This window comes from Halobacillus sp. BAB-2008 (assembly GCF_000328325.1).
Lineage (GTDB): Bacteria > Bacillota > Bacilli > Bacillales > Halobacillaceae > Halobacillus.
The window spans coordinates 1-12748 of record NZ_ANPF01000008.1 but is presented as its reverse complement, the minus strand read 5'-3'; the positions used below and the strand labels follow the sequence as shown (position 1 = coordinate 12748).

The following is a 12748-nucleotide window of genomic DNA, read 5'->3' as shown; positions in this document are numbered from 1 at the left end:
ACCATGAGTTTACAGACGAAAAAAGCAGAGGTATCCCCTCTGCTGTCTCCTTTAATCCAGTATTTTGACCGTTACTTGTTTTCTCCCATAGCTGTGGGCCTGACTCTTCGATGGAACGAATAAATCAATGCGTTTCCCATCGATGGCTCCCCCGGTATCTCCAGCAATGGCTGTGCCATACCCTTCTACCCACACACGGCTGCCGAGTGGAATGACATCAGGATCGACGGCAACAACTTTTCTATCAGGATTCTCTTTCAAATCAATTCCTGTAGCAGTCACACCGGAACAGCCGGCGCAATTTGCCGTATAGGCAGTCGCATGCATTTGTAACGTCTTCGTATCATCCTGCTTATCAGAAGGTTTGGCTGACGCTTGAACAACACGAGCTTCCTTCTTATCAGAGGAAGCAGAAGCAACCGTTACAGGCGCTTTTTCCTCCTCCACTTTCGTACCGAGTGCTATGATCTCTTTCCTGCTTTCCTTCTGCACCGTTTCTTCTATCAGCTCTCGGCTTTTCTCTTCACCGTTCTCAAGAATGACATCATATTTTTTCGTGACGAGGCCGTTTTCCCCGGAGGAAAGAACTTTCCTTTCCCCTTTCGGCAGAGACTCGTCCCGCCTTGTTTCCACCGCATACTCCATATCTTCTTCTACAGTGTCCGTCATTTTCTCAATTCTGGTAATTTTGATAGGAGTGTCTGCCTTGACGATTTCCTCCTCGGAAACGTTCAACTGATCAAGGTCGCTGAGTTCAACCTGCTGATCTTTCAGTAAGTCTCCGACAGTTGTAGCAGTTGTCCATATCTTCTCTTTTTCTCCCCCATCATGGAGGGTCACTTGGAATGCTTTCTGTACTTCAATATCCATCCCTTGTTCGATCGGTGCTGCTAAGTCATGAGACACCTCGTCCCGTTCTTGGAACTCCAGACCTTGTTCGTCGAAGAATTCACCTACTGTAGAGGCTGTCGTGTTGTATTGTTCTGTATTGGAACGATCAATGGCTAATTGAATACGCTTCGATGCTATGTAGTTTACATCCATACCACGTTCAATCGGATCGGATAACTTATGGGATAGTTCATCATGCTGGTGTACAGTAATTCCCATTTCGGACATAAGTTCTTTAACAGTATTGGCATGAGTGCGAATTATTTCTTTCTGTCCGTTTTGAGACACTTGTACAGGCTTTTTAGTAAATTCATAGGAAGCCATTACTAAAAAAGTGATGCACAGGACGGATACGGCGGCGACCCAAATATAAATGGATTTAGTCACTTTTTCCTTGTTCATCCTTCATCCTCCTTTCAAAAGCATGCGTTCTATTCTAGTCAGACATAGATTCGATGTCAAACGGACTGCTTTTTTCACAACATTTTCCTGTCATAAAAAAGAAGTCAGATGATAGAATCACTGACTTCTTACATTATGCTATTATACCTAGACAATTAACATAACAAACATGTTACAGTTCCTAAACAATTGCATCTGTTTTGTAACAATCATGACACAATTTTACTTTGATTCTATGCCGAAGAACCGAAGCGCGTTGGCTGTTGTCGCTTCACTGACTTCCTCATAAGTCAGCTCCTTCAAATCCGCAATCTGTTCAGCCACAAGCTTGACATAAGCAGGCTCATTGCGCTTTCCACGGTTCGGGTGGGGAGCGAGAAACGGACAGTCCGTCTCAATAAGAAGGTGCTCCAGATCGACAGCTTTAGCGACCTCTTTAGGCAGTTTCGCATTTTTGAATGTAACAGGTCCACCGAGTGAAATCATGAAATTCATCTCAATACATTCTTTGGCGATGTCAGCAGGTCCACTGTAACAATGCATGATGCCGCCCACTTCCGCTGCATTCTCTTCTTTCAGTATTTCGACGATATCCTCCGTCGCTTCCCGGTTATGAATGATGATGGGCATCTTTACCTTCTTCGCAAGACGGATCTGTTTACGGAATACTTCTTTCTGGACTTCCGCCGGAGACTTGTCCCAATGATAGTCGAGCCCCATCTCGCCGAGAGCCACGACTTTGGGATGATCGGTAAGCGATTCAATCCACTCCAGATCCTCCTCTGTCATATCAACGGCATCGACCGGGTGCCATCCGACCGCAGCATAGATATGTTCGTGATTCTCAGCGATTTCCAACGCTTTTGGAATCGTCACCCGGTCGAAGCCAACGACCGTCATATACGTGACCCCTGCTTCACGGGCCCGCTCGATCGTCGCTTCTAAATCCTCTTCAAACTGATCTGCGTTCAAATGTACATGCGTGTCAAAGAGCATGTCTATTCCACCTTTCCTATTGAAAAAAAGGGAAAGCTGTATGGATGCTTCCCCTTTTTTCCTCTTGTTATTTCACTTTCGTTCCGTTCGCAAGTGTTTGATCTACAGAAGCGAGGGCAAGCTTGCCTTCGTCTTCTCCGGCAAGGATCATTCCTTGAGAAAGCTCTCCGCGAAGTTTGACAGGCTTCAGGTTAGCGACACAAATGACCTTCTTGCCCACCAATTGTTCCGGTGTATAATGTTCTGCAATTCCAGAAACAACCTGGCGCTGCTCATAACCGAGATCCAATTGAATCTTCAGCAGCTTATCGGCTTTCTTTACTTTGTCCACCTTCGTCACTTCTGCAACACGGAAGTCCAACTTCATGAAGTCATCGATGGTGACTTCTTCTATTTTCTCTTCCTTCTCGACCTTCTTCTCTTCTTTCGGAGCAGAAGATTTCATCATGTCTTTAATCGCTTGTGTTTCCTCTTCTGCATCCAGACGAGGGAAGATTGGTTCACCTTTGGCTACGTGTGTACCCGCCGGAACAGCACCGAAGCTTTCCAAACTGGCCCATGCTTTCCCAGCTTCCCCTTCGATACCAAGCTGCTGGAACATACGATCCGGTGTACGTGTGAGGAAAGGTTGAAGCATGACGGCGATTTGACGTAGTGACTCTGCGAGGTGAGCCATTACATTTCCAAGGCGGTCGCGCTTACTCTCATCTTTCGCCAGCACCCACGGCTGTGTTTCATCAATGTATTTATTCGTACGGCTGATGAACTTCCATAGGTCTGCAAGAGCAACAGAGAATTCCATGTTTTCAAGGGATGTTTCCACCGCGTTTTTCGTATCCGCAGCAAGCTGTTCCAAACTTTGATCGAATGCATCTTCCCCAAGGGTTAATGCCGGGATTTCCCCATCGAAGTATTTGCTGATCATCGCGACTGTACGATTCAGCAGGTTTCCAAGGTCGTTCGCAAGGTCATAGTTGGTACGCTCCACGAAAGCCTCTGGTGTAAATACACCATCTGAACCGAATGGAACTTCTCGAAGAAGGTAGTAACGAAGCGCATCAAGACCGTAACGATCGCTGAGTTCGACAGGATCGACGACGTTTCCTTTGGATTTGGACATCTTTCCGTCCTTCATAAGAATCCAACCGTGTGCGAATACTTTCTTCGGCAGCGGAAGATCGAGCGCCATCAACATAATCGGCCAATAGATGGTATGGAAACGAACAATTTCTTTCCCGACAAGCTGCACATCTGCCGGCCAGAATTTCTGGTAACGGCTGTCATCTTCACTGTCGTAACCCAGTGCAGTAATATAGTTCGTCAGGGCGTCGATCCAAACATAGATGACGTGCTTCTCATTACCAGGTACGCCAATCCCCCAGTCAAATGTCGTACGTGATACGGCCAAATCTTCTAATCCCGGCTTAATGAAGTTATTGATCATTTCATTTTTGCGGCTTTCCGGCTGAATGAACGTCGGATTCTGTTCATAGAATTCCAACAACTGATCGACATATTTACTCATCTTAAAGAAGTAAGATTCTTCTTTTACTTTTTCAACGTCACCGCCACAGTCCGGACATTTGCCGTCTTCCAGCTGACGTTCGGTGAAGAAAGATTCACAAGGTGTGCAGTACCATCCTTCGTACTGATCCAGGTAGATATCCCCTTTGTTCTTCAAGTAGTCAAAAATCTTTGCAACAACTTCTTTATGACGGTTCTCTGTCGTACGGATGAAATCATCATAAGAAATGTCGAGTTTGTCCCATAACTGCTTAATTCCGCTCACAATATCATCGACATATTCCTGCGGGGAAACGCCTTTTTCCTCCGCTTTCCGCTGGATCTTCTGCCCATGCTCGTCCGTTCCAGTCAAGTACATGACCTCGTATCCCTGCAGACGTTTGTATCTCGCCATTGCATCTCCGGCAACAGTCGTATACGCATGTCCGATATGCAAATTCCCACTTGGGTAATAAATAGGTGTGGTGATGTAAAAGGTGTTCTTATCCTCAGCCATGCTGTTCCCTCCTAAAAATCTTCCATTCTCATGCCGAAAACGGCCATGTTAACATTCTATCGATTTATTTACTTTATTTCCATTCCTAACATTAAAATATACCGAACAAAAGTCGAAACTGTCAAAGATTGGCTTTGTCGAATTCCACAACTGTCATGACTACAGTAAAAAAACTTGTCCATACATCCATGGATAAACTAACCAATTTTGGAACATAAGGAGCATTAGAAATACAGCTTTAATTCGGCTAATACCCTGAAATGAAAGGATATCGTTATACCCCACGATGTATTAAATGCTGGAAAAGAAAAATCGGTTATTAGTAATTGACACGTCTGGGAATGGTTGGTACTATTATGTCGAGACATATGTCGAATATTGACGATTTTAAACTTTTGATTGAGGGGAGACAGAAAAATGAAATCTACAGGTATCGTACGTAAAGTCGACGAACTAGGTCGTGTAGTAATCCCGATCGAACTTCGCCGCACATTGGGAATCAACGAAAAAGACGCATTGGAAATTTATGTTGATGATGATCGTATCGTCCTTAAAAAGTACAAGCCGAACATGACATGTCAGGTGACAGGGGAAGTTTCAGATGACAATATGAAACTGGCCAATGGCAACCTCGTCCTTAGCAAAGAAGGCGCACAAATCCTTCTTCAAGAGCTACAAGACAACCTTAAATAATTATTATAGAGATAAAAACAAAAAGACGACAACTGGTTACAAAGAAACAGATCAACAAGACATATGTTCAAACAAATCCCTTACTGTAGTACAGTAAGGGATTCTTTATTAATCCTCGATATGATAGGCCTGATACACATCCCGTTTCGGGATTTTCCGATCGAGGGCTGTCTGTTTGATGGCATCTTTGTTCTTTTTATTCTCTTTCCTAATATAGTATTCGACATGTTCGACTAAAGACATTGCCGACCACCACAATTGATCCTCTGTGACCGCTTCATCCGTTCCCTCCACAAGCACAACGAATTCGCCGCGGAGCTCCTGTTCCTGAACCCAGCCGCTTAACTCTTCCAGCGTACCGCGCGCATATTCCTCATACCGCTTGGATAATTCACGTGCCAGGGCGGCCGGACGTGCACCAAGTAATTTGTATAGATGAGCAAGCATCTCTTTTAAACGGTGGGGAGATTCGTAGAAGATTAGTGTTGCTTCCATTGTTTTCAGACGATCCACAACCACTTTACGATCTTTCTTTTTTCGTGGCAAAAAGCCACAAAAATGGAATTCTTCTGTAGGCAGGCCGGAACCTGCTAAAGCCGGCAGTGCCGCGTTTGCTCCCGGCAGTACGACGACGGGTACGGCTGCTTCCACAGCCAATCGCACCAAATCTGTACCTGGGTCAGAAATTCCCGGCATACCTGCATCACTCACCACAGCCAGGTCTTCTCCGGCAGTCAGACGCTCAATCAGTTGAGGACCTCTTGTCTGTTTATTGTGTTCATGATAGCTGACAAGCGATGTGTCGATGTCAAAATGATTAAGCAGTTTTTTCGTATTGCGCGTGTCTTCTGCACCGATTGCCTCTACTTCTTTCAAGATCCGGACCGCCCGGAACGTCATATCCTCCAAATTCCCAATCGGAGTAGGAACGATATAAAGCGTACCGGTTTCATGGTTTTCGAAACTTTTCTGTATGTTCATAGTCATCCATCCTCGCTTTCCGCTCTGTGATCCACGCTTCCTTCTCGCCCTTCGTCAACTGCTTCAAACGATATTCTTCACGAAGTGCCTCGCCTCTGCTTTCATAAGATTCAAATGCCTCGAGGAGAAGCGGGCCGCGGCCGCGGGTGTATTTTGCCCCCTTACCGGCACGATGCTTCTCCAGGCGGGCGGACAAGTTGTTTGTATAACCGGTATATAGTGTATCGTCCTTGCAGCGGAGCATATAAACACAGTGCTCATTCTCCATCAAGGATCTCCCTCAATTCATCCGTGTAGGAGCCGTCATCCTTTAAAGCGTAGAACGGCGGGAGAATCTTGAGACCAGGCTTCCCGTCTCTTACTCCTTCCACCAACAGAATATTCGCTTCTTTTCCTGCTTTCGGATATACGAGCTGCATCCGTTTCGGTTCCAGTTTATATTTCTTGAACAACTCAATGATTTCCACCATTCTGTCCGGCCGATGGACCATAGAGACTTTCCCTCCGGATTTAGTCAGCTTGCTGCACGCTTGTACGACATCTTCCAGCGTGCAGTATATTTCGTGCCGCGCAATGGTCAGATGCTCATTGTCATTCTGCTCTTCTTTCTTCGGCGTTGGGAAGTATGGTGGATTGCACGTCACCAAATCAAATTTATTGTTCCCATAATAGGCCGGCATGTCTTTCAGATCCCCATGAATCATCTCCAGTTGATCTTCAAGCCCGTTCAATTCGATATTCCTTACCGCCATATCGTAAAGCCGCTCCTGGATTTCCACCCCCGTAATCGGCACGATCGATCTAGTAGATAAGAAAAGGGGGATGACGCCATTCCCAGTACAAAGATCTAAAATCTTTCCTCTCGTTTTCGGAACATAGGTGAAATGCGCAAGCATGACCGCATCAAGAGAAAAGGCGAAAACACTGGGACTTTGAATGATTCGTTTATCTTTCTTTGCTAACAAATAGTCTATCCGTTCATCACCATATAATGAAACCATCTTCCTCTAACCCTTTCTTCCTTCTATATAAAGACAGCCCTTCCTCGGACGAGCAAGGAAAGGCTTGGACCTGGAATTATTTCTTTTTATTTAAGAATGATAGACAGAACAAGCAGTCTTCGTCTCTCGGGCTGCCAAAATGCAAATTACAAATATGAAAGCCTTCTTCGTAAAGCCTGGCGAGGTTGTCATAACCTTCACCGACGACGGCGCCCTTTTCCTGTTTAGAGGGGGAGGAAGCTGTCTGTTCTTTCTCATTTTCTTTCTCTAGTCGTTGCCGCAAATGATGATTCTCAAGCGATAAGTGCTGGTTCTCCTCCAACAAATAGGCAAGCTGCTTTTTTAAATCGCCCAGCTGTTCATACAGCTCGCCGATCTGACTTTCAAAATGGGATACTTGTTCAAAAATGGCTTTCTTGTTCACGCTTGACTCCACCCTTTATTCTGAAGCTTCTGCTTGAAGGACTCCTTCGTCAATCAGCTCTTGCAAAGAGTATTCCAATACCCGCTCTTGATCGCGGAATTCGACCTGGATCAGCCGTTCCAGCATGTTCAGCCCGACAACTTTGCCCTTGCCGACAGAAGTCGCAATACTTTCACCAAGGTCTGGAAGCTCTTTCTTCGCATGTTCATAATCATCATTCTCATATTTGAGACAACACATTAAGCGGCCGCACAATCCGGAAATTTTCGCTGGATTCAACGATAGATTCTGATCTTTAGCCATCTTAATGGATACCGGTTCAAAATCTCCTAGAAACGTCGAACAACATAACATCCGGCCACACGGGCCGATGCCGCCGAGCATTTTCGCTTCATCCCTCACACCGATCTGGCGGAGCTCAATCCGTGTCTTAAATACGGATGCCAGATCCTTTACAAGCGTACGGAAATCCACGCGTCCATCGGCTGTAAAATAAAAAATCACTTTATTACGATCAAACGTATATTCCACATCGACAAGATTCATGTCCAATTTATGTTCTTGAATTTTCTTCTCACAAACGCGGTAGGCTTGGAAAGCGTTATCTTTGTTTTCATCCACCGTTACTTTATCTTTATCATCTGCAAGACGGATGACCTTCTTGAGAGGTAAAACAACGTCTTCTTCATCTATGGATTTATTAGCAATGACAACTTTCCCGAACTCAATCCCACGGACCGTTTCGACGATGACATAATCTTCCGTCGTCATACGGATTCCGCCTGGATCGAAATAATATACCTTACCCGCCTGTTTAAATCGGACACCTACAACTTCGATCATTCGATCATCACCTCTGTAGTTGAAGGGTAAGTTGTTCCATCACTAAATTAGGATGGACATTTTGATTTATCTTTCGTTTCGCCTCAAGTATTTCAGACAAGCAGTTAGCAGCTGACTGACGGGACCACCGCATACTCGCTTGGTTCAATTTCTCTTTCTCTGTCATGAAAACGATGGATTCTTCCCGGTCCAAAAATAGGTTGATAACATCCTGGAACCAAAGCATCAAGACGTCTAGCCCACGTTGCAGCTGAACGCGTTCTTTAAAATGAGGCATCCACTGATGGTTGATAAACAAAAGTCCTTCATTTGGTTTATTTTGAAGCACTTCAACTAATTGTATCACTAGTTTTCGCACCTGCGCAAACCACTCATCATTATTCATATCGAGCGCTTCACTTAAATTATTCGTCAAAGAAGCGAGCAGCCTGGCATTGGATGCGGAAACGCCTTCTTGGATTAATTTTTTCTCGACATTGTGAGGATTGAGCGGTTGAAAAGCGAGGAGCTGGCATCGGGAACGAATCGTATCCAATATCGTCTGCCCGCTTTCTGTCAACAGCATCGCTGTCGTCTGCTGGCTGGGCTCTTCCAGGAACTTCAACAGCCTGTTTGAAGCGTTGACGGTCATCTTATCTGCATCCACAATAATGTAAACTTTCCGGTTGGATTCCATACCGGTATAGGCGAACTCCTTCTGCAGATGAAGGATCTGTTCTTTCTTAATGGATTGGCCGTCTGGTTCAATCCAGTGAAGGTCCGGGTGGTTTCCAGAATCGATTCTGTGGCAGTCCCGGCAGTTCTGGCAGGGTTCCGAACCTTCCCTCTGTTTACAGAAGATGCTCTTCGCAAATAGAAGACTCATCTCCTTTTTCCCTGTCCCTTTACTTCCCTGGAACAGATAGGCATGGGAAATGCGGTCTTTCTTAAAGCTGTTTCTTAACATTTGTGCCGCCAAAGGCTGGATCTCTTGCATAGTTGTCCAAGTCTGCATATGGCTTTTCCGTCCTTACGTATATAAATTGATGAGCAGACCTTTGATTTCACCGATCAAGCCCAGCAAATCAATAGAGTTGGATTCTTGATCCATGACAGCCTCGGTAAGCTCCACCAGTTTTTCGTCAACCGTTTCTACGATAGTGAGCTTCCTCGTCTGTCCGTGGAGGTTCCAACTGTGTGATTGTTTCTTTTGATAACCGTAACTGACTGATTCCTTCAGGAAATCACGGACCAAACGCTTATATTTCGCTAAATCACGGAAGGAGCGGGAGCGGGCCACGCGGTCCCCCTGCGACGCAATCGTCGACATCAAATGGTTCAGCTGGGTCTGCTGCAGCTGCTCGGTCTTCGTTTGAATGACGCTGTGGAAACTAGACTTAGCCTTCCCGGACGGAACCATCTGTTTCCCTGCTCCATCCACCTGCGTACGTACATCCTGCGTAATTTTCATACGAGTATCCTTCCTGAATTAAAAATGGAAAAATGATTCGACGGGAAGGACAAATACCGTCGCACCGCCGACTTCCACTTTGACAGGCTTCGGTATATAGGAATCGGCATTTCCTCCCATAGGGGAGATCGGTGCAATCATCTGCTCTCTTTGGCTGCAATTCTTTCGAATGATATCCAGTGTCGGATCAACCTGATCATCATCACAGCCGATCATGAATGTCGTATTCCCCTCCCGAAGGAAACCGCCTGTCGTTGAAAGTTTTGTTGTCTTTATATCGTTTTCCGCTAACGCATTCGTCAAGCGGTTGCTATCTTTATCCTGAACAACAGCAATAATCATTTTCATAAGCAAAACCCCTCCTATCGGGTGTTATCTATAGTATAACAAATGATGGAATCTTATGAGGAAGTCAAAAAACTGTCCAACACACGTTGGACACTATTTCTTACCTCTTTGAAGGATTTTCCAGCGTCAATGACCTTAATGCGTTGTTTATGAGCTTCTGCAAGCTTATGATAGGCGTCCCTGACTGTCTTATGGAAAGCGATATGTTCCAAGTCAAGTCGATTCTGCTCTCTTCCCTCATTAGCTTCGATTCTCGAAAGACCCTGCTCCGGTTCAATATCAAACAGCAGGGTAAGGTCCGGCATGTGATCATCAATGGCAAATTTGTTGATGTCATAGACTTCTTCCATCCCGAGGCCGCGGGCCGCACCTTGGTAGGCCAGACTCGAATCAATGAAGCGGTCACATAGAACAACCTCTCCCCGCTCTAAAGCAGGGAGGACTTTCTCGATCAGGTGCTGCCTTCTTGCTGCAGCATATAATAAAGCTTCTGTCCTTGCATCCATTTCTGTATGGGCAGGATTAAGTATTACCTTTCTAATTTCTTCTGCAATCCGGATACCCCCGGGTTCTCTTGTCTCTAGAACTGCATATCCCTGATCACGCAGCTCTCTGCCTACTTCGCGAAGGATGGAGGATTTTCCTGCTCCTTCTCCACCTTCGAATGTTACAAACAATCCCTTCACGTTCATTCTCCTTTAAACACTCGTATCCCATCTTCCATTCCTACATTATGAAAACGCGCCCCCAGCGATAGAAGGCGGCGGATTTCTGACACATGGGCCTCCATGATCCGCTCTCCTTTCATGAGGATCGGAATACCAGGCGGATAAGGAATGACCGCCTCTGCGGCGATTAAGCCCACTGCATCTTCCAAAACTGCCCGTTCCTGCTTTCTATCCCGCATTTCTGTATACCGCATCTCTAAGGTTTGGATTGGTGGAAACGTAATTTGTTCTTCTGCTATTGTAGCACGCCCGGGGGCCTTTTTTAATGCGGAATCTACTTTCCCAATACGTTCCTTTAACTCTTGAAGAGAGAAATGAGGACGCAATCCTAGAATAAGCAGGACCTGTCTGCTCGTAGCGAGCTCCGGCACGATTCCCTCCTTCTCCAACGCCTCAGCAAGTTCGAATCCGCTCCCTTCAGCGGGTTCCAATGTAATCTTAAATGGATCATCCCTTGGCCCCTGCTGCAGGACATGCCAATAGGGGGAGGATTGAAAGACATCCCGTACCTGCACCGCCCAATGCAAACCGGCTTCTCTTTCTTCTTCTCTCCAAGTAGATAAGAACTTCCGGGCGAGATCCAAGCTTGCCATCAATGGGTAAGATGGGCTGCTTGATTGAAGCATTTGCAGGTAATGACGCAATACGTATTTATCCACCCTTTTCCCTTGGACATGCATATAAGAGGCCATCGTCATCGCAGGAGCCATTTTATGAGCAGACTGAACGACGACATCTGCCCCTGCTTCCAGTGCAGGAACAGGCATTGGATCACCTAAATGAAAATGAACCCCGTGCGCCTCATCAATGAGTAAAGGTACACCTTTGCTGTGAACAACCCGGGCAATCTCCTTCAAATCGTAAGCACGGCCGAAATAGTCGGGATACGTCAATAACACACCTTTGCTGTCCGGGTGCTCTTTCAACGCCTGCTCAATGCTGGACGGAGTTATGCTGCTGTATCGTCCTGTTTCTTTCTCATACGCGGGACTTATTACCACCGGGGATGCATTCGCAAGCTCCAAGCCGTTCCAAACAGATTTATGACAATTCCGTTGGACAATAAGTTTTTCCCCCGGCTTACAGACCGCGTGAATCATAGCCAGATTCCCAACCGTGGTTCCATTAACAAGGAAAAATGTTTCATCACTTCTAAAAAAAGAAGCTGCTAAGTGCTGTGCTTCTTTTATGACCCCTTCCGGTGCATGCAGATCATCCAAACTGCTTACCTCCGTAGCGTCGATCCTTAGAGTTGATGGCAGGATACCTTCCGCTTCTCCCGGGAGAATCCTTCCATATTTATGCCCGGGGACATGAAACGACATTGGATCCCGGTCTATATTTGCTTGAAGGGCCTCATATAGAGGAACCCGTTTATAATCATTCATTTACTCCACCTCTTCCAATAGAAAGCGTACAAAAAAACCCTTCTACAATCAATGGATTAGTAGAAGGTTGGTTATATCTTAAATAAGCTGAAATACCCTTATTATTTTTTTATAAGACCCATATACCAGGCACTCTTTTCAAGAAGGAATCATCGAACGCTGCGCTTTGGACATTTGTTTTACAAAATACTCATACCTTGGATCATCTGCCGGCGTCTCAATCATTTCTGCTTCACAGGACGGACAAATGTAAACTTTCAACAAGTAAATTCCTTCACTCGTTTCTTTTGAACAAATGCTGCACTCATGCTTAGCCATTTTGATTTCCCTCCCCTGTTACTTTCCATATCCTTAACTCTAGTTTCTCCGAAACTACGAATAATATACATCTCTTTTCAAAAAGAAGAAGTACTAGATAGAAAGAAAGCACACGAAGGATACACAAAACCCCTCCAGGATAACCTGAAGGGGTTTCAAAGAGACGTGGCAGCGTCCTACTCTCACGGGGATCTACCCGACTACCATCGGCGCTGAAGAGCTTAACTGCTGTGTTCGGCATGGGAACAGGTGTGACCTCTTCGCC

15 protein-coding genes and 1 rRNA gene are annotated in these 12748 nt (G+C 45.6%); 1 reads left to right on the top strand and 15 read right to left on the bottom strand.

From position 1 onward, the window contains the following. Positions 1 to 51: 51 nt before the first annotated feature. From D479_RS02955 to metG, 3 genes are all read right to left on the bottom strand, one after another. Positions 52 to 1293 carry a G5 and 3D domain-containing protein gene (locus D479_RS02955; protein WP_008633464.1) on the bottom strand — a complete coding sequence of 414 codons (1242 nt, stop codon included), beginning with the start codon at positions 1291 to 1293 and terminating at the stop codon, positions 52 to 54. A gap of 222 nt (positions 1294 to 1515) precedes the next feature. Further along, positions 1516 to 2289 carry a TatD family hydrolase gene (locus tag D479_RS02950; protein WP_008633463.1) on the bottom strand — a complete coding sequence of 258 codons (774 nt, stop codon included), beginning with the start codon at positions 2287 to 2289 and terminating at the stop codon, positions 1516 to 1518. Positions 2290 to 2356: 67 nt separating this feature from the next. Then, positions 2357 to 4309, bottom strand: coding sequence for a methionine--tRNA ligase (metG, locus tag D479_RS02945; protein WP_008633462.1), 1953 nt, complete (start codon positions 4307 to 4309; stop codon positions 2357 to 2359). 417 nt (positions 4310 to 4726) lie between these two features. On the opposite strand from metG, the gene D479_RS02940 reads away from it, so the two are divergent. Further along, positions 4727 to 5002 (top strand): AbrB/MazE/SpoVT family DNA-binding domain-containing protein, encoded by a 276-nt coding sequence (locus tag D479_RS02940; RefSeq protein WP_008633460.1) that lies wholly within the window; start codon positions 4727 to 4729, stop codon positions 5000 to 5002. A 108-nt stretch (positions 5003 to 5110) separates the two neighbouring features. On the opposite strand, the gene rsmI is transcribed toward D479_RS02940, so the two are convergent. From rsmI to rrf, 12 genes are all read right to left on the bottom strand, one after another. Next, a complete protein-coding gene (gene rsmI, locus D479_RS02935; protein WP_008633458.1) occupies positions 5111 to 5983 on the bottom strand; it encodes a 16S rRNA (cytidine(1402)-2'-O)-methyltransferase in 873 nt (290 codons plus the stop codon). After that, positions 5952 to 6251: a GIY-YIG nuclease family protein gene (locus D479_RS02930; RefSeq protein ID WP_008633456.1), complete on the bottom strand. Its 300-nt coding sequence runs from the start codon at positions 6249 to 6251 to the stop codon at positions 5952 to 5954. The genes rsmI and D479_RS02930 overlap by 32 nt, the downstream gene beginning before the upstream one ends. Further along, the gene (locus D479_RS02925; protein ID WP_008633454.1) at positions 6241 to 6984 is read right to left on the bottom strand and encodes a tRNA1(Val) (adenine(37)-N6)-methyltransferase; all 744 of its coding nucleotides are present in this window, start codon (positions 6982 to 6984) and stop codon (positions 6241 to 6243) included. Before D479_RS02925 ends, D479_RS02930 begins: the two co-directional genes overlap by 11 nt. 76 nt (positions 6985 to 7060) lie before the next feature. Continuing rightward, positions 7061 to 7408, bottom strand: coding sequence for a DNA replication initiation control protein YabA (yabA, locus tag D479_RS02920; RefSeq protein WP_008633452.1), 348 nt, complete (start codon positions 7406 to 7408; stop codon positions 7061 to 7063). A gap of 15 nt (positions 7409 to 7423) precedes the next feature. Continuing rightward, on the bottom strand, positions 7424 to 8251 hold the full coding sequence (locus D479_RS02915) for a stage 0 sporulation family protein (RefSeq protein WP_008633451.1): 828 nt from the start codon (positions 8249 to 8251) through the stop codon (positions 7424 to 7426). Between the two features lie 7 nt (positions 8252 to 8258). Further along, positions 8259 to 9245, bottom strand: a complete 987-nt coding sequence (holB, locus tag D479_RS02910) for a DNA polymerase III subunit delta' (RefSeq protein ID WP_008633449.1) — start codon at positions 9243 to 9245, stop codon at positions 8259 to 8261. Between the two features lie 15 nt (positions 9246 to 9260). Then, positions 9261 to 9701 (bottom strand): YaaR family protein, encoded by a 441-nt coding sequence (locus D479_RS02905; RefSeq protein WP_008633445.1) that lies wholly within the window; start codon positions 9699 to 9701, stop codon positions 9261 to 9263. A gap of 18 nt (positions 9702 to 9719) precedes the next feature. Beyond that, positions 9720 to 10049: a cyclic-di-AMP receptor gene (locus D479_RS02900; protein ID WP_008633442.1), complete on the bottom strand. Its 330-nt coding sequence runs from the start codon at positions 10047 to 10049 to the stop codon at positions 9720 to 9722. 53 nt (positions 10050 to 10102) lie between these two features. After that, positions 10103 to 10735: a dTMP kinase gene (gene tmk / locus D479_RS02895; protein WP_008633441.1), complete on the bottom strand. Its 633-nt coding sequence runs from the start codon at positions 10733 to 10735 to the stop codon at positions 10103 to 10105. 2 nt (positions 10736 to 10737) lie between these two features. Next, entirely contained in the window at positions 10738 to 12165 is a 1428-nt protein-coding gene (locus tag D479_RS02890; protein ID WP_008633439.1) for an aminotransferase class I/II-fold pyridoxal phosphate-dependent enzyme, read from the bottom strand. Between the two features lie 138 nt (positions 12166 to 12303). Continuing rightward, positions 12304 to 12483: a sigma factor G inhibitor Gin gene (locus tag D479_RS02885; RefSeq protein WP_008633437.1), complete on the bottom strand. Its 180-nt coding sequence runs from the start codon at positions 12481 to 12483 to the stop codon at positions 12304 to 12306. 163 nt (positions 12484 to 12646) lie between these two features. Further along, positions 12647 to 12748 (bottom strand): 5S ribosomal RNA (gene rrf / locus D479_RS02880); the annotation flags it as partial.